Annotated in this window: 17 protein-coding genes and 1 pseudogene; 11 read left to right on the top strand and 7 right to left on the bottom strand. The window is 63.4% G+C overall.

Translation table 11 applies throughout. The features are described 5' to 3' along the window. Positions 1–29: 29 nt before the first annotated feature. The gene (gene tpiA, locus FJ950_RS08490; protein ID WP_140616432.1) at positions 30–800 is read right to left on the bottom strand and encodes a triose-phosphate isomerase; all 771 of its coding nucleotides are present in this window, start codon (positions 798–800) and stop codon (positions 30–32) included. 143 nt (positions 801–943) lie between these two features. On the opposite strand from tpiA, the gene FJ950_RS08485 reads away from it, so the two are divergent. The 5 genes from FJ950_RS08485 to glp all read left to right on the top strand — a co-directional run bounded on the left by FJ950_RS08485 (position 944) and on the right by glp (position 6,446). Beyond that, positions 944–2,836 (top strand): SurA N-terminal domain-containing protein, encoded by a 1,893-nt coding sequence (locus FJ950_RS08485; RefSeq protein WP_140616430.1) that lies wholly within the window; start codon positions 944–946, stop codon positions 2,834–2,836. Further along, positions 2,833–3,843 carry an anthranilate phosphoribosyltransferase gene (gene trpD / locus FJ950_RS08480; RefSeq protein ID WP_140616428.1) on the top strand — a complete coding sequence of 337 codons (1,011 nt, stop codon included), beginning with the start codon at positions 2,833–2,835 and terminating at the stop codon, positions 3,841–3,843. The genes FJ950_RS08485 and trpD overlap by 4 nt, the downstream gene beginning before the upstream one ends. A 3-nt stretch (positions 3,844–3,846) precedes the next feature. Then, complete coding sequence (gene trpC, locus FJ950_RS08475) at positions 3,847–4,692, top strand: indole-3-glycerol phosphate synthase TrpC (protein ID WP_140616426.1); 846 nt, start codon at positions 3,847–3,849, stop codon at positions 4,690–4,692. 66 nt (positions 4,693–4,758) lie between these two features. Next, the gene (moaC, locus tag FJ950_RS08470) at positions 4,759–5,241 is read left to right on the top strand and encodes a cyclic pyranopterin monophosphate synthase MoaC (protein ID WP_140616424.1); all 483 of its coding nucleotides are present in this window, start codon (positions 4,759–4,761) and stop codon (positions 5,239–5,241) included. After that, on the top strand, positions 5,241–6,446 hold the full coding sequence (glp, locus tag FJ950_RS08465; RefSeq protein WP_140616422.1) for a gephyrin-like molybdotransferase Glp: 1,206 nt from the start codon (positions 5,241–5,243) through the stop codon (positions 6,444–6,446). The genes moaC and glp overlap by 1 nt, the downstream gene beginning before the upstream one ends. 32 nt (positions 6,447–6,478) lie before the next feature. Here the strand turns inward: glp and FJ950_RS08460 are convergent, their stop codons facing one another. Then, a complete protein-coding gene (locus FJ950_RS08460; protein WP_140616420.1) occupies positions 6,479–7,309 on the bottom strand; it encodes an alpha/beta hydrolase in 831 nt (276 codons plus the stop codon). A gap of 311 nt (positions 7,310–7,620) precedes the next feature. Between FJ950_RS08460 and FJ950_RS08455 the strand changes: the two genes are divergently transcribed. After that, positions 7,621–9,246, top strand: a complete 1,626-nt coding sequence (locus FJ950_RS08455; RefSeq protein ID WP_015317804.1) for an AMP-binding protein — start codon at positions 7,621–7,623, stop codon at positions 9,244–9,246. After that, positions 9,243–10,079: a tryptophan 2,3-dioxygenase gene (gene kynA / locus FJ950_RS08450; protein ID WP_015317803.1), complete on the top strand. Its 837-nt coding sequence runs from the start codon at positions 9,243–9,245 to the stop codon at positions 10,077–10,079. The genes FJ950_RS08455 and kynA overlap by 4 nt, the downstream gene beginning before the upstream one ends. A 63-nt stretch (positions 10,080–10,142) precedes the next feature. On the opposite strand, the gene kynU is transcribed toward kynA, so the two are convergent. Genes kynU through FJ950_RS08430 form a run of 4 tightly spaced genes read right to left on the bottom strand, consistent with a single transcriptional unit; the run spans position 10,143 to position 14,191 of the window. After that, positions 10,143–11,390, bottom strand: coding sequence for a kynureninase (kynU, locus tag FJ950_RS08445; RefSeq protein ID WP_041163834.1), 1,248 nt, complete (start codon positions 11,388–11,390; stop codon positions 10,143–10,145). Between the two features lie 47 nt (positions 11,391–11,437). Further along, entirely contained in the window at positions 11,438–12,361 is a 924-nt protein-coding gene (locus tag FJ950_RS08440) for an ABC transporter permease (RefSeq protein WP_015317801.1), read from the bottom strand. 5 nt (positions 12,362–12,366) lie between these two features. Further along, positions 12,367–13,146 (bottom strand): ABC transporter ATP-binding protein, encoded by a 780-nt coding sequence (locus FJ950_RS08435; protein ID WP_015317800.1) that lies wholly within the window; start codon positions 13,144–13,146, stop codon positions 12,367–12,369. 58 nt (positions 13,147–13,204) lie between these two features. Then, positions 13,205–14,191 carry an ABC transporter substrate-binding protein gene (locus tag FJ950_RS08430; RefSeq protein ID WP_015317799.1) on the bottom strand — a complete coding sequence of 329 codons (987 nt, stop codon included), beginning with the start codon at positions 14,189–14,191 and terminating at the stop codon, positions 13,205–13,207. Between the two features lie 150 nt (positions 14,192–14,341). On the opposite strand from FJ950_RS08430, the gene FJ950_RS08425 reads away from it, so the two are divergent. Together FJ950_RS08425 and lexA are read left to right on the top strand one after the other, a co-directional pair. Next, on the top strand, positions 14,342–15,115 hold the full coding sequence (locus tag FJ950_RS08425) for a GntR family transcriptional regulator (protein WP_015317798.1): 774 nt from the start codon (positions 14,342–14,344) through the stop codon (positions 15,113–15,115). Positions 15,116–15,525: 410 nt separating this feature from the next. Further along, entirely contained in the window at positions 15,526–16,269 is a 744-nt protein-coding gene (lexA, locus tag FJ950_RS08420; RefSeq protein WP_015317797.1) for a transcriptional repressor LexA, read from the top strand. Here lexA and FJ950_RS08415 read toward each other — a convergent pair. After that, positions 16,263–18,715, bottom strand: a pseudogene (locus FJ950_RS08415) (ComEC/Rec2 family competence protein). The gene lexA and the pseudogene FJ950_RS08415 overlap by 7 nt on opposite strands. 103 nt (positions 18,716–18,818) lie before the next feature. Here FJ950_RS08415 and gltX point away from each other — a divergent pair. Together gltX and gltA are read left to right on the top strand one after the other, a co-directional pair. After that, entirely contained in the window at positions 18,819–20,243 is a 1,425-nt protein-coding gene (gene gltX / locus FJ950_RS08410; RefSeq protein WP_140616418.1) for a glutamate--tRNA ligase, read from the top strand. Between the two features lie 183 nt (positions 20,244–20,426). Beyond that, a complete protein-coding gene (gene gltA / locus FJ950_RS08405) occupies positions 20,427–21,749 on the top strand; it encodes a citrate synthase (protein WP_015317794.1) in 1,323 nt (440 codons plus the stop codon). Positions 21,750–21,812 lie beyond the last annotated feature (63 nt).

The following is a 21,812-nucleotide window of genomic DNA, read 5'->3' as shown; positions in this document are numbered from 1 at the left end:
GGGACGAGACCCGTCCATCCTCGTGAATCTCAGCCAGCAATGCTGCGATAGGCTTCGGCGATGCCCAGGAAATCAGCCGCTTTCAGGCTGGCACCGCCGACCAGCGCGCCGTCGACATTCCTGACGCCCAGCAGTTCAACGGCATTGGAAGGCTTGACCGAGCCACCGTACAGGATGCGCATCCTGGCGGCGGCGGTCCCAAGTTTTTCCGCCAGCTTTTCGCGGATATGCGCATGCGCCTCGGCCACATCGGCCGCGGTTGGCGTCAGACCGGTGCCGATCGCCCACACCGGCTCATAGGCAATGACGGTGTTGGATGGCGTGGCGCTTGGCGGCACCGAGCCGGCGACCTGGCGCGACAGCACCTCCAGCGTGGCTCCAGCCTCACGCTCCTGCCGCGTCTCGCCGATGCACACGATGGCCACAAGCCCGGCCCGCCAGGCGGCGGCGGCCTTGGCCTGGACCGTCGCATCGTCCTCGCCGCTTTGCTCGCGACATTCGGAATGGCCGACAATGACGTGGCTGGCGCCTGCGTCCTTCAGCATCTCCGCGGAAATGCAGCCGGTATAAGCACCGCTTTCCTTGGGATGACAGTCCTCGCCACCGGCATGGACCGGCGTGCGCGACAAAATCTCCGCGGCATGCGAAAGCAGCGTCGCGGGAACGCAGACCAGCGCTTCGGTCTCGGCGTCGAGCCCGCTCATGAAACCGTTGCCGATCATCCTGAGCTCGTTCAGCGAGGCGCTGGTGCCGTTCATTTTCCAGTTGCCGGCGACAAGCGGGCGAATTCCTGGTGTCATGGTGTGCTTCTCCGGGCGATATCAAGCTCTGGCCCTCACTACCAAAATCAGGCCACAAAGCAATCGACAGTGGGCAGGAAGGGCGCTATTGCGCTTGGTTCAGACTCGGCGCATGCGAAAATGCGCATAAATCGGAAGTAACCATGCTTGGTATATTGAGAAGCGCGGCGGGTACCTGGGTCGCGAAGACATTGCTTTCGCTGCTGGTGGTCAGTTTCGCCGCCTGGGGCATCTCCGGACGGCTGATGGGCGGCTTCGCGGGCCACGATTCGGTGATAACGGCCGGCGGCACCAAGGTATCGATCAACGAATACCGCCTCGCCTATGACCGCCAGCTCGCCGTCATGTCGCAGCAGTTTGGTCAGCGCCTCACGCATGAACAGGCAAAGGCGCTCGGCATCGACAACCAGGTGCTGGCGCAACTCGTTTCCGGTGCCGTCCTCGACGAGCAGGCACGCAAGCTCGGCCTCGGCCTTTCCAAGGATCGGCTGGCCGAACTCACCCGCGAAGACCCGGCTTTCAAGGGCCCTGGCGGTCAGTTCGACCGAAGGACATTCGACTACATGCTGCACCAGGTCGGCATGCGGCCCGAGGATTATCTGAAGAACCGTGCCCAGGTAGCGGTGCGCCAGCAGATCGTCGAGGCGGTCTCGGACGGCCTCAAGGCGCCGGACACGTTCTTCAAGGCGGTCGCGCTCTACCGCGGTGAAGACCGCACCGTCGACTATTTGACTTTGCCGAAGGCGCTGGTCGAGCCGATCGCGGCGCCGAGCGACAGCGTGCTTCAGGCCTATTTCGAGGCCAACAAGAAGAGCTACGCCGCACCTGAATACCGCAAATTCTCGTATGTCCGCCTCGAACCGGCGGACATAATGGATACGACCGCGGTCACCGACCAGCAGGTCAGTGACGACTACAACAAGAACAAGTCACGCTACACCACGCCCGAAATGCGCACCATCGAGCAGCTTGTGTTCAAGACACCGGATGCCGCCAAGGCGGCGCTCGATTCGCTCAAGGCCGGCGCTACCTTCGACAAGCTGGTGACCGCCGAAGGCAAGACCCCGGCCGACACGCTGCTTGGCACGCTCGCCAAGGACAAGATCGCCGACAAGGCGGTTGCCGATGCCGCCTTCGCGCTCAACGCCAACGAAGTCAGCCAGGTCGTGCAGGGCGCCTTCGGTCCGGTGCTGCTGCGCGTGACCGAGATCAAGCCCGAGGTGGTGAAGCCGCTCGCCGAAGTGTCGGACCAGATCCGCAAGGACCTGGCGCTGGGCGAGGCAAGCCGCATCCTTCTGGATGTGCACGACAATTATGAAGACACCCGCGCATCGGGCAGTTCGCTGGCCGATGCCGCCGCCAAATTGAAGCTTAAGGACATCACCATCGACGCCATCGATCGCAACGGCCTGAGGCCCGATGGCTCCATCGTCAAGGACCTGCCGGAATCGCCGGCGCTGATCAAGGCCGTCTTCGATGCGGAACCGAACACCGAAAACGAGGCGCTGACCACGGCGGACAACGGCTTCGTCTTCTATGAGGTCGGTTCGATCACACCGGCCCGCGACCGCACTCTTGATGAGGTGCGCCAAAAGGTTGTCGCCGACTGGACGGCGGCCGAGACCGCCAAGCGGCTCGCCGCCAAGGCGGACGAACTCGAGAAGCGCCTCAAGGCCGGCACCACGCTCGACGTCATCGCCGGCGAACTCAAGCTGGAGAAGCAGACCAAGCGCGGCTTGAAGCGCGAAGCCGACGATGCCGATTTCGGCAAGGAAGGCGCCGCCGTCATGTTCGGCGTCGGCGAAGGCGGCACCGGATTGATCCCCTCGCCCACCGGCGATGGCCAGATCCTGTTCAAGGTCGCCGAAGTGTTCGAACCGGCCGGCGCCGACGCCAGCTCGGTGCCGGACGACGCGCAGAAATCATTCACCTCCGGCATGTCCGACGACCTGCTCGACCAGTTGGTGGCGCAGTTGCAGACGCAGTACGACATCCGCGTCGACCAGGCCGCCGTTGCCCAAGCCTCGACAAGATGAGCGCGCTGAAAACCCATATCGCCAAGGTCGCGACCGGCACCGCACTGTCCTTCGAGGAGGCCTGCGAGGCCTTCGACATCATCATGTCGGGCGATGCGACCCCAGGGCAGATCGGCGGCTTCCTGATGGCGTTGCGCGTACGCGGCGAGACGGTGAGCGAGATTTCGGGCGCTGTCGCCACGATGCGCGCCAAGATGCTGCGCGTCGATGCTCCTGACGGCGCCATCGACATCGTCGGCACCGGTGGCGATAATTCGCATTCGGTCAACATCTCGACGGCTTCCGCCTTTGTCATTGCCGGCAGCGGCGTACCGGTCGCCAAGCACGGCAATCGCGGCCTGTCCTCACTGACCGGCGCGGCCGACGTGCTGATTGCCCTTGGCGTCAGGATCGACATCGCGCCGGAGCTAATCGGCAAGTGCATCCATGAAGCCGGCGTCGGCTTCATGTTCGCGCCAGCGCACCATCCGGCTATGAAGCATGTCGGTCCGGTTCGTGGCGAGCTTGGTACGCGCACCATCTTCAACCTGCTCGGCCCGCTTTCGAACCCGGCTAGCGTCAGGCGGCAGATGGTCGGCGTGTTCATGCCGGAATGGATCATGCCGGTGGCCGAAACGCTGAAGGCGCTCGGCACCGAGCATGCCTGGGTCGCCCACGGCGATGGTTATGACGAGATCACCACCACAGGCGAGACACAGGTAGCCGAACTGGTTGGCGGCGAAATCCGCAGCTTCACGCTGACCCCGGAAGAGGTTGGACTGAAGCGTCATACCAAGGATGAGTTGCGTGGCGGTGACGCCGCCTACAATGCCAAGGCCTTGCGCGATATGCTGGGCGGCACCGCCGGCGCCTATCGCGACACGGTGTTGATGAATGCCGGCGCCGGACTGGTGATTGCGGGCAAGGCGACGACGCTCGGTGACGGCATCGCCATCGCCGCACAGGCCATCGACAGCGGCCGGGCGCTGCAGGTGCTCGACCGGCTGGTCGAGATTTCGAACGGGTGAACCGTGTCTGACATTCTGCGCAAGATCGAAGTCTACAAGCGCGACGAGATCGCCGCCGCCAAGGCAAGCGTGCCGCTGGCAGAGATCAAGGCGCGCGCGAAGGACGCCGACGCGCCGCGCGGGTTCCTCGCCGCGCTCGAAGCGAAGCGCGGATCGGGTGGCTTCGCACTGATCGCCGAGATCAAGAAGGCAAGTCCGTCCAAAGGGTTGATCCGTGCCGATTTCGATCCGCCGAGCCTGGCCAGGGCCTATGAAAAAGGCGGCGCGGCCTGTCTTTCCGTGCTGACCGATGCGCCCTCCTTTCAGGGCGCACCGGAGTTTCTGGCCGAGGCGCGAGCGGCCGTGACGCTGCCCGCCCTGCGCAAGGATTTCCTGTTCGATCCCTACCAGGTCTACGAGGCGCGGGCCTGGGGCGCGGACGCCATTTTGATCATCATGGCCAGCGTCGATGATGCCATGGCCAGCCAACTCGAATCGACTGCGTTCGAGCTCGGCATGGACGCCCTGATCGAGGTGCACGATGAAGCCGAGACCGAGCGAGCGCTGAAACTGTCATCGCAATTGATCGGCATCAACAACCGCAATCTGCGGACATTCGAGACCAGCCTCGATACGTCGGAGCGGCTGCGGGCGATGGTGCCGGGGGGTCATTTGCTGGTCAGCGAAAGCGGCATTTTCTCGCATGACGATTGCCTTAGACTGCAAAGGATGGACATCGGGGCCTTCCTGGTGGGCGAGAGCTTGATGCGCCAACGGGACGTGACCGCTGCAACGCGCTCGCTGCTCACGGGCAAGGCGTCCGATGCGGGTCGAAAATCGGAATCGATTTTCGGAGAGCACGATGCATAGAGTCAAAGTGACAGAGCGCACTCTGTGCGTCCGAATGGACGCACGTCGCTCTATGGCGATTTGACGATGACAGGCGCTCTCACCCATCTTGGCGCACAGGGCGAGGCCAACATGGTCGATGTCGGCGACAAGGACGAGACGACGCGCACCGCGATCGCAGAGGGTTTCGTCTCAATGCAGCCAGAGACGTTGAAGACCATCCTCGCCGGCAATGCCAAGAAAGGCGATGTGCTGGGCACGGCGCGCATCGCCGGCATCATGGCGGCCAAGAAGACGCATGAGTTGATCCCGCTCTGCCACCCTCTGCTGCTGACCAAGGTTTCCGTCGACATAGAGCCTGACCATGCTCTGCCCGGCCTGAAGGTCACGGCCCTTGCGCGCGTCACCGGCAAGACCGGCGTCGAAATGGAAGCATTGACGGCAGCCTCGGTGGCCTGCCTGACCATTTACGACATGGCCAAGGCGGTTGACCGCGCCATGGTCATCTCCGGCATACGGCTGGTCGAAAAGACCGGCGGCAAGTCCGGCGACTACAAGGCAGGGCTCTGATGGCACTGGTTCCGGTCGCCGACGCGCTCGAGCGCCTGCTCGACGGCGCCGTGCCGCTGGCCGGCGAAAGCGTCCCGCTCATCAAGGCGATCGATCGTGTGCTGGCGGAACCGGTCATGGCGCTGCGCACCCAGCCGCCCTTCAACGCTTCGGCCATGGACGGCTATGCGGTGCGAGCCGCCGATGTCGCGTCGGTGCCGTCGAAACTCTCGGTGATCGGCATGGCGCCGGCCGGACGCGGCTTTGACGGCGCGGTCGGCCAGGCACAGGCAGTGCGTATCTTCACCGGCGCACCGCTGCCTGACGGCGCCGACACCATCGTCATCCAGGAAAACGTCCGGGATCTCGGCGGCGGCAACATCGAAGTGATCGAGCCCACCGCCGTGTGGCGTAACATTCGCCGCGTCGGCCTCGATTTTTCCAAGGGCGACGTGCTGCTGGAGACCGGGCGCGTGCTCGACCCGGCGGCACTGTCGCTGGCGGCATCGGCCAATCATCCCCGAGTAAGCGTGGTGAAACGGCCGCTGGTCGCCATCATCGCCACCGGTGACGAGTTGTTGCCGCCCGGCAGCGAACTCGGGCCCGACCAGATTATTTCGTCCAACGCCTATGGCGTCGCCGCGGCGGCACAATCGATCGGTGCCTGTGCGCTCGATCTCGGGATCGCCGCCGACCGCAAGGACGATATCGCCGGCCTGGTCAGGAAAGCGGTCGCGGCGGGTGCCGATGTCATCGTCACGCTGGGCGGCGCCTCGGTCGGCGACCACGACCTGATCCATGACGTGCTGACCGGCGAAGGCATGACGCTCGGCTTCTGGAAGATCGCCATGCGTCCCGGCAAGCCGCTGATGTTCGGGCGCCTCGGCGATATCAGATGCATCGGCCTGCCCGGTAATCCGGTAGCAAGCCTGGTCTGCTCGCAATTGTTCCTGAAGCCGCTTCTGGCAAGGCTGGGCGGTCGCGACCATCGTCAGGATATCCGCCCGGCAAGGCTGGGCGCCGCAATGGCGGCCAATGACCTGCGCCAGGATTATGTGAGGGCGATGGTCAGGGAGGATGACGGCGAACTGGTGGCGACGCCGTTCGGCATCCAGGATTCCTCGATGCTGAGGATGCTGGCCGATGCCAACGGACTGGTCGTTCGGGCGCCTTTTGCCCCTGCATCCGCTGCGGGCGACGCTTGCAGCGTTCTGATGTTGCGCTGAAGTATTTCGTAATAACTTACTGATCACAGGGCTTATTCCGAGATCAAGGTCCGCGTCAATGCATGCGCCGGATCGGCCAGGCCATCCACTACATCGTAGTGATGCCGGTCGGGCTCGACCACGGCACTGGTGGTGGCGCCAAGCCCGGTCCAGATGTTGGCCAGCAACGCATTCTGTCGCAGGAACTCCGAGCGCTCGCCGCCGCCGGCCCAGCAGGTGATGCGGGCACCATCGATTGGCCGCAGCAGTGCCGGGCTTTCCGTCAGCGCCTCATGCTCATCGATTTTCAGCACGGCGTTCATGCCGGTGCGCATCAGCGGGCGCAAATCATGCAAGCCGGAAATCGAAACGACGTGGCGTATGCGCCGCACGACATCGGTGGCGAGCGGTGTGGTTGTGGTCACCATGCGGCTGGCGAGATGTCCACCGGCCGAATGTCCGGTCAACCTTAGCGGTCCCCCGACCATTGCCGCCGCTTTGCCGATCGCCGCCCCGATTTCGCTGACAATGCCGGCAATGCGGATGTCCGGGCACAGCGTGTAGGAAGGCATAGCCACCGCAAAGCCGTTGCCGACCGCGCCCTTGGCGAGATGCGACCATCCGCTTTTATCGGACTCCAGCCAGTAGCCGCCATGGATGAACACGACGAGCCCCTTGGGCGTGGTCTCCGGCAGGAAAAGGTCGAGCCGGTTGCGCGGCCGATCGCCATACGCGATGTCGAACCGTGCCCGGCCCTCCCCCGACAGTGCGTCACGGAACGCTTGCGCCGGTCCCGACCAGGCGGCCGGCCAACGGTCGCTGCCGGCAATATTCGCGCCGTTGGCATAGGCATTGTCCCAATCGGCAATGCGATGGTCGAGCATCGGCACCCTCCCCGAAACAGCGTCGTCTCAGTGCTAGCAATGGCCGCCACCATACCGTGCGTCAAGGCTTTGGGGTGAAACATTTTAGGCTTGAAACAAATTTCGACTGGTGCGATCCTGCCTTCAGAACAGCCGACAAAATGGGAGGTCCGCTGTGCCGTCCGAACCGCCGATAGTCACCTTTCCGGTGACATGTCGACAAGGGTGTAGCCGGCCGCACAAAGCCTTCCGCGAGAGACAGGAATTCAGATCTACCGCCTCCCGCCACGTGCCTCGCGCGCTGGCCGGCGGCAGACAGGGACAGCGACGACATGCTTGGGCCTTCAGCGCATACCGACACGTTCACCCGCGATAATCTGCCGCCGCCCGAGCAATGGCCCGACTTCCTGCTCGACGGCTTCGACTATCCAGAACACCTCAATGCCGGTGTCGAATTGACCGACAGGCTCGTCGAGAAGGGCCTTGGTGACCACACCGCGCTGATCGGCAATGGCCGCCGCCGCACCTACAAGGAACTGTCCGACTGGACGAACCGGCTCGCCCATGCGCTGGTCGAGAACTACGGCGTCGAGCCGGGCAACCGGGTGCTGATCCGCTCCGCCAACAACCCGGCAATGGTCGCCTGCTGGCTGGCCGCCACCAAGGTCGGTGCTGTCGTCGTCAACACCATGCCGATGTTGCGCGCCGGTGAACTCACCAAGATCGTCGACAAGGCCGAGATCACGACCGCGCTCTGCGACACCAGGCTGATGGACGAGATGACCGCCTGCGCCAAGGACAGCGCGTTCCTGAAGCAGGTGATCGGCTTCGACGGCACCGCCAACCATGACGCCGAGCTCGATCGCGCCGCCCTCGACAAGCCGGTTACCTTCACCGCCGTCAGCACCGGCCGCGACGATGTCGCCCTGCTCGGCTTCACTTCGGGCACGACCGGCGTGCCGAAGGCGACGATGCATTTCCACCGCGACCTGCTGATCATCGCCGATGCCTACGCCCGTGAAGTCCTGCAGGTGACGCCCGACGACATCTTCGTCGGCTCGCCGCCGCTCGCCTTCACTTTCGGCCTTGGCGGGCTTGCCATCTTCCCCCTGCGCTTCGGCGCGGCGGCAACGCTTCTGGAACAGGCGACGCCACCCAACATGGTCCACATCATCGAGACCTACAAAGCGACCATTTCCTTCACCGCGCCGACCGCCTACCGGGCCATGCTGAAGGCCATGGACGAAGGCGCCGATCTTTCATCATTGCGCGTTGCCGTCTCGGCCGGCGAGACCTTGCCGGCCCCGGTCTTCGAAGAGTGGACGCGAAAGACCGGCAAGCCTATCCTTGACGGCATCGGCGCCACCGAAATGCTGCACATCTTCATCTCCAACCGCTTTGACGACAGGAAGCCCGCTTCGACGGGCAAGCCGGTGGGCGGTTACGAGGCGCGCATCGTCGACGAGGAGATGCGCGAGGTGCCGCGTGGCGAGACCGGACGGCTGGCGGTGCGCGGGCCGACCGGCTGCCGCTACATGGCCGATGACAGGCAGAAGGATTATGTGCGCGACGGCTGGAACCTCACCGGCGATACCTTCACGCAGGATGAGGACGGCTTCTTCCACTTCGCCGCGCGTTCCGACGACATGATTGTCAGCGCCGGCTACAACATCGCCGGACCCGAGGTCGAGGCGGCGCTGCTGTCGCATCCCGATGTCGCCGAATGCGCGGTCATCGGTGCCGAGGATGGCGAGCGCGGCCAGATCGTCGAGGCGCATGTCGTACTGGTGCAAGGTGTCCCGCCAGACGCAATGACCGTCAAGCGCCTGCAGGACCACGTCAAGGCAGCCATCGCGCCCTACAAATATCCCCGATCGGTCAAATTCATCGCCGCTCTGCCGAAGACCCAGACCGGCAAGATCCAGCGGTTTCGGCTGCGCACGGAGAAGATCAATTGAGCGAGCCTTACGATCCGGCCTCTGAAGGCGCAGAGATGTCGTTCAAGGAGCGCATGTCCTACAGCGACTATCTGCACCTGGAGAAAGTGCTGGAGGCCCAGACGCCGCTGTCCTCGGCGCATGACGAAATGCTGTTCATCATCCAGCACCAGACATCGGAATTGTGGATGAAACTCGCTTTGCACGAGATTGGCGCGGCGATCCGCTCGATCCGTGCCGACCGCCTCGAACCGAGCTTTAAGATGCTGTCGCGTGTCGCCCGCATTTTCGAGCAGTTGAACAATGCCTGGGACGTGCTGCGCACGATGACGCCCAGCGAATACACCGAGTTTCGTGACGCGCTCGGCCAGTCCTCGGGTTTCCAGTCCTGGCAGTATCGCGCCATCGAGTTCATGGCCGGTAACCGCAACCTCGCCATGCTCGGGCCGCACAAGCACCGGCCGGACCTCAGCCAGAAGCTGGAGGCGATCCTGGCCGAGCCGTCGCTCTACGATGAAGCGCTGCTGCTTCTGGCCCGCAATGGCTTCGACATCGGGGTGGACGCAAAGCGCACGGATTGGCGCGAGACGCGGACCGGGAACGAAGAAGTCCTGGTCGCCTGGCAGACGGTGTACCGCGATCCGCAGCGCTACTGGATGTTTTATGAACTGGCCGAGAAGCTGGTCGACTTCGAGGACTATTTCCGCCGCTGGCGCTTCAACCACGTCACCACCGTCGAGCGCATCATCGGCCTGAAGCGCGGCACCGGCGGCACGTCGGGCGCCTCCTATCTCAAGAAGATGCTCGAGGTCGTCCTGTTTCCGGAACTGTGGACGGTTCGCACCCGGCTCTGAACTCTCGTCTGACGCAATTCCTGTGGGAAACCGCGTCACATTTTTCCCGGCTTCGCGCCGGCTTCAGGTCACCGCCGTCTTGACCGCGAAGCGTGCATCCTGCCAGGCGCCAGTGCGCAGGATATCCTCCAGGACCTCGACCGCCTGCCATACATCGGCGTAGCCCACATACAGCGGGGTGAAGCCGAAGCGGATCGTCGACGGCGCACGGAAATCGCCGATCACACCGCGCTCGATCAAGGCCCGCATCACCTGGTAACCGTTGGGATGGAGGAAGGACACCTGGCTGCCACGCTGATTGCCGTCGCGCGGGCTTTCCAGCTCCAGGCCATAGGCGCCGCATCTGGTCTCGACGAGCTGGATGAACAGGTCGGTGAGCGCGATGCTCTTCTTGCGCACCGTCGCCATGTCGACATCGTCCCAGATATCCAGCGCCCCCTTCAGCGCCCGCATCGATAACACCGGCTGCGTGCCGCACAGGAACCGGCGGATACCGCTGCCGGCCGCATAACCCTGCTCGAAGGCGAAGGGCCGCGCATGGCCCCACCAACCGCTGAGCGGCTGCTGGACTTTATCGTGATGACGCTCGGCGGCGTAGATGAAGGCTGGCGCGCCCGGGCCGCCATTGAGATATTTGTAGGTGCAGCCGATGGCGAAATCGGCATTGGCGCTGTCGAGCTCGACAGGCAGCGCGCCGGCGGTGTGGCAGAGATCCCAGACGATCAGCGCTCCGACCTGATGGGCCTTGCATGTCAGTGCCGCCATGTCGCGCAGCTGGCCGGACTTGTAGTTGACGTGGTTGACCAGGATGACCGCAACGCGCTCGTCGATCAGCTCCTCAATGGTCGGCGCATCAACGCCCTCAAGGCGCAACACCGTGCCGGGGCGCGTCGAGGCCACGCCTTCGGCCATGTAGAGATCGGTTGGAAAGCTGTCTCCCTCGGCGACGATGACCGAGCGGTCCGGCCGCATGCCGAGTGCGGCATGCAGCACCTTGTAGATGTTGATCGAGGTCGTATCGCAGACCACCGTCTGGCCGGCCGCCGCGCCGATCAGCCGCCCCAGTTGGTCGCCGAGCGCGACCGGCATGTCGAACCAGCCGGCGGTGTTCCAGGCACGGATCAGATCCTGTGCCCACTCCTGGGTCGCGGCTTTCCGCAGCTCGTCGAAGACGGCGGGTGCCGCGGCGCCGAGTGAATTGCCGTCGAGATAGATCACGCCTTCCGGCAAGATGAACCGGTCGCGGATGGCACGCAGCGGGTCCGCCGCATCCATGGCTTCGACGGCTGCGAGATCGAGCGTTGCAGGCATCATTTGTGACATTCCCTGGTTATTCACGCCTTGGTCATTCACGCCGGTTACTCACGAATCGCTTCGCGAACCGGTGCGGAACCCCGGCTGCGCTTGAGGCTGGGCAAGGCAAGCATGGCCAGTACGAACAGGCCCGTGGCAAGCTTCAGGTCAGGCGGCGGCATGCCGGCCGCAAGGCAGAACGACACCAGCTGGTAGTAGATGATCGCGCCGGCGAAGGGCGCCAGCAATTGCCGCCACACCGTCTGCTTGCCGACGACGGCTTCGCCGATCATCAGCGCGGCAAGGCCGTTGATGAGAATTCCCAGGCCCATATTGACGTCGGCGAAGCCTTGCGACTGCACCATCAGCGCACCGCTTGACGCCGAAAAAGCGCTGGCCAGCCCGACACCGCCTATGGTCGCGGCCCAGACATTGATGCCTTGCGCCTCGGCCATGTCAGGATTGGCGCCCACGGCGCGCACGGCAGTCCCCTTCTCGGTCCTGAAGAACATGTAGAGCAGCATGAAGGCGGCAAGCGCGAGGAGACCCGCGACGACAATCTTGCTGGCGGGGAAACCCGGCCGCGCGAACGGCACCCAGTCGAACACCGAGGGCGAACCGAAGACGGACAGGTTGGACTTGCCCATAATGCGAAGGTTGATGCTGTAGAGCATCGTCATCATCAGGATGCCCGCAAGCAGCGTGTGGATGCGGAAGCGCAGATGGATGAAGGCGGTGCAGCAGCCCGCCGCGAAGCCAGCGACAAGGGCGGCAGCAACGCCCATCAGCGGCGATGCGCCGGCGGCAAGGAGAACGCCGCAGACGCAGCCGCCCAGCGGAAAAGCGCCTTCGCTGGTGAGATCGGGAAAATTCAGCATGCGAAACGGGATCATGATCCCGAGCACGACAAAGGCCAGGATCAGGCTTTGCGCCAGGGTGACCGGCATGATCGCGACGAAGCTGGTGAGAACGTCCCCAACAAAATCCATGATGATCAGCTCGCCAGCAACATGCGATCGGTCTTGACCGAGAAATGGCCGATCAGATCAATAACCGTGACCCTCGCCTTCTCCTGCCCGGCGACTTCCAGGAGCACCCGGCCCGCATCGAGCATGATCACCCGGCTGCCATAATCGACGGCGTGTTGCATGTTGTGGGTCACCATCAAAGTCGTCAGTTTCAGCGCGTTGACGGCGCGCACGGTCGCTTGCATGACGATTTCGGCCGTGCGCGGGTCGAGGGCCGCGGTATGCTCGTCGAGCAGCAGCAAGTCCGGCGATCCGCCGACCGCCATGATCAGCGACAAGGATTGCCGCTGCCCGCCCGAGAGCAGGTCGACGCGCGTGTCGAGACGATTTTCCAAACCGAGACCCAGTATCGACAGTCGTTCCCTGTAGGACGCAAGCCGGGTGGTGTTCAGCCCCGGGCGCAAGGTGCGCTTTTGGCTACGCAAATCGGCCAGCAGCATGTTTTCCGCAACCGTCATGCTGGCGGCGGTGCCGCGCATCGGGTCCTGGAACACGCGCGCCAGTTTCGCGGCGCGCTTGTGCACCGGCATTGCAGTCACGTCGGCGCCGTTGATCAGGATCTGGCCGGAATCGAGGATCAGGGCGCCGGAAATGGCGTTGAGCATGCTGCTCTTGCCGGCCCCGTTGGAGCCGATGACGATGCCGAACTCTCCGGTGGCCAAGGACAGGCTGAGACCGTCCAGCGCGACCTTCTCGTCGGCCTGGCCCTTGTAGAACACTTTGCGCGCGGATCGAATCTCCAGCATCGTTCCTCCCTGACCTCGGGATAGCGGCGCCGACGCCGTCACCCCGGCAGTTCCGATGTTAGTCGACGATGCAGCCGCAATCGGCCATTGAAGCCGGTATCTCGATGCCGAACGCGGCCATCGCCTTGCGCGAGATCGTTGCCATGTGGTCCTTGTAGGCCGGGCGCGACGGCGCGATCGTCTTGGGATCCTTGCCCTTGAGGATCTCGGCGGCGATGTTGCCGGCGTTGACGCCGACCTGCGTGTAATTGACCGCGAAGCTCGCCGGCACGGTGCCGTTACGGACCGCACTGTCATCGGAGTTGACGACCGGGATACCGGCCTGGCGGGCGGCCGCGGAGACAGCGGCGATCGCCGGCTGGATCAGGTTCGAGGCCGGGCCGTAGATCACGTCGGCCTTGCCGGCGAGCGAAGCGATGCGTTGCTGGATGTCATTGACGTTGTCGATGCCGACCTCCACCACCTCGAAACCGGCGGCCGGTGCCGCCGCCTTGATCTTTTCGACCAAGGCAACGTCATTGGCCTCACCGGGATTATAAGGCACGCCGAAGCGCTTGGCGTTCGGCAGCAGCTTCTTGGTGAAGGCCATCACCGCGGCGACGTCCTGCAGATCGCTGGCGCCGGTCATGCCTTCGTCTCCGGCGTCCCATGACGGCACCAGCTTGGCCGCCACCGGATCGGTGACCGCGGCAAAAACGATCGGAATGCCGGAACCGGCGAGCGCTTTCTTGGCGATCTGTGAGACCGGCGTGGTGATGGTGTAGATCAGCTTGGGCTGCTCGGCCTGCAGCTTGGCGATCATCTGCGGCACCAGCGACGCATCGAAATTGGTGTGGCTCTCCGTGTAGACGACGTCCTTGCCCTCGACGAAGCCGTTATCCGTCAGCGCCTTCTTGAAGCCGGCTATGGCGGCGTTCAATTGCGGATGCTCGCCGAAATTGGCAATGCCGATACGGATCTGATCGGCCGCGGCACTGCCGGCACTGACCATCAATGCGCCTGCCAGGGCCAAGCCCGACAACCAAGCGGATTTCGACTTCAACATCATTTCCTCCCAGATTTGATCAGGGCCGCTTGGAAACGCGGCTACTACGGCGATCATGGTGAGTCCGCTGGTCTGTGTCAAACATTATATATAATTGTTGCTGTGACGCACTATCATATATACTTTTCGCCAGACGACGGATTGATCACCATGCTGAATGAAACGAGTTCCACAAAAACGGAAGCCGCCTATCAGCTGTTGCGGCGCGACATCCTGACCACGCGCCTCATGCCCGGCGCCCCGCTCAAACTGAGTGCGCTGCGCGGCACCTATGGCGTCGGCTGGACACCGTTGCGCGAAGCCCTGTCGCGGCTCGAGGCCGAACGCCTGGTCACCGCGATCAGCAATCGTGGTTTTGCCGTGGCTCCGGTGTCGCGGGCCGAGCTGGAGGATCTGGCACGCGCCAGGATGGTGGTCGAGATACCCCTGTTCCTCGAATCGATGGAAAAAGGCGGCAGGGAGTGGGAGGATGCCGTGGTCACCGCCCACTACCGGCTCTCGCGTTGCAAGACGGCGGTCGACGATCCCTCGGACGCGGCCGTCGACAGATGGGACGAGAACCACGAGGCTTTCCATGCGGCGCTGCTGAGCGCCGCCACATGCGACTGGCTGTTGCGGTTCCGCTCGACGATCTCGGATCAGCTGCGCCGGCATCATCGCTTCCTTGGTCTGGCGCCGACACTGCGGGCCGCGGCCGGCCTCAAGGATGGCTATGAAGAGGCAATCGAAGCGCTACGCGAAGCGATTGCGATCGAACACCATACCGCGATCATGGAAGCGGCGCTCGACCGTGACGTCGAGCGGGCCAAGGCGCTGATGACGGCGCATATCGGCTACACACTGCACGTCTATGTCCACAGCGAAGACAGCGGCGCTACCAGATACGCCGCTCGCGCCGGCAGCTTGAAGGCGGGTTCGGGATAACTTCAGCGCTTCCGCGACGCCTATTCGAACGCGCTGGCCGGAGTGCGCCGAACGCCCCGATCCATGGCCGCCCGAAGCTACCAATCGTTGGCATTTTGGTTTCGTTTCGTTCCGCGAATAATGGCTCCGCGAATTATACGTCCCTCCGAGGAGAAGCCTTCCAACTAACTGATGCCAAAGCCTCGTCGGCGGATGGGCCACAGGCCATTAACCAAAACGATTTCAATGCGCCTGCCGACGGCGGAAAGGACTGGTTGCCGCCCGCCGTCGCGGGCAAAAAACTTCAGACCCCTTAACAAATTCATTAAACTTTAAACGGTTGCAGAACACAACTGGAACAGATAGTGTTTGTTCTGGGTTTGTTTTTTCGATTCTGGTTCAACCTTTCGTTCAATGTCTTGGGGGCCGCCATGCTGACACGCAAGCAACATGAACTGCTGATGTTCATCCACGAACGGCTCAAGGAAAGCGGGATACCGCCTTCCTTCGACGAGATGAAGGAAGCACTCGATCTTGCCTCCAAGTCGGGGATCCATCGCCTGATCACGGCCCTGGAGGAGCGCGGCTTCATTCGCCGGCTACCCAATCGGGCGCGCGCGCTGGAAGTGCTGCGGCTGCCGGACTCGATCGCGCCGGGCCTCAATGCGGCAAAGAAGTTCTCGCCAAGCGTCATCCAAGGCAGCCTTGGCCAAGGCAGTCTCGGACGCCAGATCAGGCCGGCCGCTGCGCCTTCGCGCCTGCCCGCGGCCGGCAACGACGACGACGCGGTTTCAGCCGTGTCCATCCCGGTCATGGGCCGTATCGCCGCCGGTGTGCCGATCGATGCCATCCAGCATCAGACGCATTCGATCTCGGTGCCGCCGGACATGATCATGGGCGGCGAGCACTATGCGTTGGAGGTCAAGGGCGACTCGATGATCGAGGCTGGTATCTTCGATGGAGACACGGTCATTATCCGCAATGCCGACACGGCAAGCCCGGGCGAAATTATCGTGGCACTGGTCGACGAAGAGGAAGCGACACTGAAGCGGTTCCGCCGCAAAGGCGCTTCGATCGCGCTCGAGGCCGCCAATCCAGCCTACGAAACGCGCATTTTCGGGCCGGACAGGGTCAAGGTACAAGGCAAGCTGGTCGGGTTGATCAGGCGCTACTGAACCGGCTTGTCATCGGGCTTGTCGGGTTTTTTGTACGGCGGCAGCCCCCTTGCCTCGCGTGAGAATTTTCGCTGTTCGTGCCAGGGCCGGTATGGTCCGTCGACGGCAAATGCGATCGCGGCCCGGGTCGTGGCCGACTGGGGATTGAAGAAGACGGCAGCGCTTCCCTTGCGGGCGAGCTGCCGTTTGGTGACGACGAGAACCAGTGGATTGTGGCAGGCGTCATAGGCGGTTGCGTCATTGACGATGATCAGGTCGGCGAAAGCGCAGGCTTTCCAGGTGGTCTTGCGGTCCTCGACATAGGCAATGATCGCGCCGGAAGGGTGCCTGGCAAGGCACAGGCCTTCGCGGCAGTAGAAGGGCGATCCCGGCGGCAGGTCGGTGGGACTGGCAACATCGAATTGCCTGTCTGTCGTGTCGAACATTTCCGGTTTGACGATTGTTTCGGAGATCAGGGCGCGCTTCCAGTTGTCGGTTGCGAATTCGTTCGGACGTTCCCGGTTGACGGCCAGTTCGCCATTGCCGATCGGCAGCGCGACCAGCCGCGCATCTTCCGAGATCAGCACATCGGGCGCGCGTGTGTGCGACACAGTCAACAGGCCGGCGAGCGCGAATGGCAGCGCCGCGAGCCGCAGCCATGTCGTCGCCATCGTCGCGATAACCAGCGCGACGGTGACCAGCAGCACGGATTGCTGCGAAATCAGCCCGACTCCATCGACCGGAGAGCGCTCCGATATCCACGCCGACACGGCGATCATTGCTGTCAGGCCCTTGCCCATGAGGTAGAGAGCCGGCCAATCCAGTCCGAATGGCATCAACAGCGCGCTGGCGACGGCCAGGAACATCACGACCGACACGATAGGCATCACGGCCAGATTGGCGAACAGGCTGAGCGGCGATACCCGCTGGAAATGCCAGATGGCAAACAACGCCGTGGCGCTGCCGGCGATAATGGACGTCATGGCCAATCCACCTGTCGCCAGCAGGAATTTTCGCGTCAGGAACCCGGGCAGCGATCGCTTTCGCGGCGGTGGCCGCGTCTTTCCCGCACGGTGATCGGCCCAGCCGGCATAAGCGCCAACCAGGGCCGCGGTCGCGGCGAACGACATCTGAAAGCTCGGGCCGACGACCTCGTGAGGCGAGACCAGGATGACGGCGATCGCCGAGATCCCCAGATTGCGCATGGTCAGCGCAGCGCGATCGAAGAACACGGCAATCAGCATCACCGCCAGCATGATGAAGCTGCGTTCGGCCGCAACGACGACACCGGAAATGATGAGATAGGCCGCGATCGAGAACAGTGCGGCGGCGGCCGCGTATTTCTTCACCGGCCGGCGCGCGGAAAGTCTGGAAACAGCGCGAAGGCACCACGCAGCAGACCCATGATGGTGCCGGCCACAAGCGCCATATGCAGTCCCGAAATAGAGATGATGTGATAGATGCCGGTACGCCGCATCGCTTCATTGATTTCATCGGGTATGCCGGCGCGCACGCCGACGATCAGCGCCGCCGCGATCTCGCCTTCAGCGCCGCCGACGCTGCCCCTGATGTGGTCGGCGATGGCTTCGCGGGCATTCTCGATGCCTGAAAAAAGGCGAGCCGATAGCGGCATCTCACCGTCGTCGGCGGAAACAACCGTTGGATTGCCGAGAAAGAAGCCGCTGCCGCCGATGCCGGCGAAATAGCTGTCGAAAGAGAAGTCGTAGCTGTCCGGCCGCACCGGGCCGGTCGGCGGCAACAGTTTGGAGTAGCCTGTGATGAGCGAGCCGGCGGTCATTCCCGGTGGTATCTTGCGTGCGGAAAGCCGGACCCTTTCCGGCGCATAGCGCAGTTTCGGCCGGGCGGTCGAAATCACGTCCATGGTCAGCCGGATGCGGCCGCTCTCCATCTCTTCGAGCGAGACCACGCGGCCGGTCAGTTGCGTGGAGATTTCCGAACCCAGCATCCGGGTTCCGGCTCGCCATGTTTCAACCTTCGCCGCGAGCAGGCCCAGCGCGCACAACAGCACTGCCATGAGACACAGATGGGTTTTGGGCCAGGAACGCGAGACGAAGGCACAGACCGCCATCAGCACCACGACCGCGACGGGCTTTGCAAAGTCGGGCTCGGACGCCAGCGAGAAATAGGCGATCGCCCCAACGGCCAGACAGACCGGCACCAGCAGGAACGCGATGCCCCGGTCGAGTTCAAGCTCCGCCGCCCGGGCCACGCCATGGCGCAGGCGAGGCAAGGATACCAGGCCGATTTGCCGGCGCACGCGCACGATCCTGCCCGCGGCAGGAGCCGGCGCCGGCGCCTGCCCACCTGCCTGCAGCGACCTGGTTTCGGGTGCAGCCACGAGCGGAGATGGCAGTGGGATCGTCGCAGGCGCCGCAAACAGGGATCGCTCGCTGACGCCGATAGCGGCATCCTCGCCCCGATCCGAGCCCCGGCCTCGTCCAGTCATCGGGTCTGCCCCTTGCACCCTCGACGTCCTATGCTACATGAACGCGCAACGCGCGAAAGTCCGCACGCTCCGCACCCAGCTTCAGACGTTTTCCGAGAGTTCCATGCCCGACAAGGTCATCACCCGTTTTGCCCCCTCGCCGACCGGCTATCTGCACATCGGCGGCGCGCGCACGGCGCTCTTCAACTGGCTCTATGCAAAGCATACCGGCGGCACGATGCTGCTGCGCATCGAGGACACCGATCGCGAGCGTTCGACCGATGCGGCCACATCGGCCATTCTCGATGGCCTGACCTGGCTTGGCCTTTCGTGGGATGGTGACGCGGTCTCCCAATTCGAGCGCGCGCCGCGCCATCGCGAGGTGGCCGAGGAGCTGGTGCGCCTGGGCAAGGCCTATTACAGCTACGAGACTTCAGCCGAGCTGGAGGCAATGCGCGAGGCTGCACGCGCCAAGGGCCTGCCGCCACGCTATAACGGCCATTGGCGTGACCGCGACCCCTCGGAGGCGCCGTCCGGCGTCAAGGGCGCCATCCGCATCAAGGCACCGGCCGAGGGCGAGACGGTCGTGCAGGACCGGGTCCAGGGAGACGTGCGCTTCCCCAACAAGGATCTCGACGACTTCATCATCCTGCGTTCGGACGGCAACCCGACCTACATGCATGCCGTCGTCGTCGACGATCACGACATGGGCGTCACCCACATCATCCGTGGCGACGATCACCTGACCAACGCCGCCCGCCAGACCGTGATCTACAACGCCATGGGCTGGGACGTGCCGTCGATGTCGCATATCCCGCTGATCCACGGCGCCGACGGCGCCAAGCTGTCGAAGCGCCACGGCGCGCTCGGCGTCGAAGCCTATCGCGCCATGGGCTATCTGCCGGAGGCGCTGCTCAATTACCTTGCGCGGCTCGGCTGGAGCCATGGCGACGACGAGATCATGTCGATCGAGGACATGGTCTCGTGGTTCGACATTGGCGACGTCAACAAGGGCGCGGCGCGCTTCGACTTCGCCAAGCTGGAAGCGATCAACGGCGCCCATATGCGACGTATGGCCGACACCGAGCTGTTCGATATCTTCATCGCCACCTTGCCCTATCTGGAGGGCGGTCCGGCGATGGCGGCGCGCCTCGACGACAAGAACAAGGCGCAGCTGCTGGCAGCACTTCCGGGCCTGAAGGAGCGCGCCAAGACGCTGGTCGAGCTTGTCGACGGTGCCGGCTTCCTGTTTGCCGCGCGGCCGCTGCCGATCGACGACAAGGCGGCACTCCTGCTCAATGACGACGCGCGCAAGATCCTGCGTGGCGCTCACGAAGCTTTGAAGTCGCTGTCAGGCGACTGGACGGCGGCCACGGCCGAGGCCGCGATCCGCGACTTTGCGTCGGCTGGCGGCCACAAGCTTGGCGCCGTGGCCCAGCCGTTGCGGGCTGCGTTGACCGGCAAGAGCACGTCACCGGGCGTATTCGACGTGCTTGCCGTTCTGGGGCGTGAGGAAAGCCTGGCGCGCATAGCGGATCAAATCGATTAGGAGCAAACTGGCCCAAGAAGATTGGCATTGAAAGGCGGGTTTCGCAGTGCAACATTAGGCCTTGGCCCAATCTGGCACGCACCTCCTAGAATGCGGTGGCGAATACGCGCATTGCGGTGATTTCGACGTGTCGCTCTGCGGAATTTGCCTTTGCCGGCATGAGGAAACAAGAAGGAATTTGCAATGACCGAAGCTGCGAAAAAACTGGATGTGGGCGGCCAAGAGGCCACGGCGACGCTGGAATTCGCCGGCAAGACTCACGAATTCAAGGTGCGAAGCGGCTCGGTCGGACCTGACGTCATCGACATCGCCTCGCTCTACAGCACCACCGGCGCCTTCACCTATGACCCGGGCTTCACCTCGACGGCAAGCTGCGAGTCGGAAATCACCTTCATCGATGGCGACGCCGGCATCCTCCTGCATCGGGGCTATCCGATCGACCAGTTGGCCGAACATGGCGACTTCCTCGAAGTCTGCTACCTCCTGCTCTACGGCGAATTGCCGACCAAGGCGCAGAAGGACGATTTCGACTACCGCGTAACACGCCACACAATGGTGCACGAGCAGATGTCGCGCTTTTTCACCGGCTTCCGCCGCGACGCGCACCCGATGGCGGTGATGTGCGGCGTGGTTGGCGCGCTGTCGGCCTTCTATCATGACTCGACCGACATCTCCGACCCGTACCAGCGCATGGTTGCCTCCATGCGCCTGATCGCCAAAATGCCGACGATCGCGGCCATGGCCTACAAATACCACATCGGCCAGCCCTTTATTTACCCGAAGAACGATCTCGGTTTCGCGGCAAACTTCCTGCACATGTGCTTTGCCGTGCCGTGCGAGGAGTACAAGATCAACCCGGTGCTGGCGCGTGCCATGGAGCGTATCTTCATCCTGCATGCCGATCATGAGCAGAACGCTTCGACCTCGACCGTTCGCCTCGCCGGCTCCTCGGGCGCCAACCCGTTCGCCTGCATCGCCGCCGGCATTGCTTGCCTTTGGGGCCCGGCCCATGGCGGCGCCAACGAAGCGGCGCTCAACATGCTGGGCGAGATCGGCCATGTCGATCACATCCCGGAATTCATCGCTCGCGCCAAGGACAAGAACGATCCGTTCCGCCTGATGGGCTTTGGCCACCGCGTCTACAAGAACTACGATCCGCGTGCCAAGATCATGCAGAAGACGGCGCATGAGGTTCTGGGCGAACTCGGCATCAAGGACGATCCGCTGCTCGACATCGCGATGGAACTGGAAAAGATCGCGCTGACCGATCCCTATTTCATCGAGAAGAAACTCTACCCGAACGTCGACTTCTATTCCGGCATCACGCTGAAGGCGCTGGGCTTCCCCACCACCATGTTCACCGTGCTGTTCGCGGTTGCCCGCACGGTCGGCTGGATCGCCCAGTGGAAGGAAATGATCGAGGATCCACGCCAGAAGATCGGCCGTCCGCGCCAGCTCTATACCGGTGCGCCAGAGCGCGACTACGTGCCGATCGCCAAGCGCTGAGACGAGTGAGTAGTGGATAGTGAGTAGCGGTTAGTGAGTAGTGAGTAGTGAGGTTGGAGAGTT

This window comes from Mesorhizobium sp. B2-3-14 (assembly GCF_006442175.1).
Taxonomy (GTDB): Bacteria; Pseudomonadota; Alphaproteobacteria; order Rhizobiales; family Rhizobiaceae; genus Mesorhizobium; species Mesorhizobium australicum.
The sequence above is the reverse complement of the archived record's forward strand: the minus strand, read 5'-3'. Positions and strand labels throughout refer to the sequence as shown.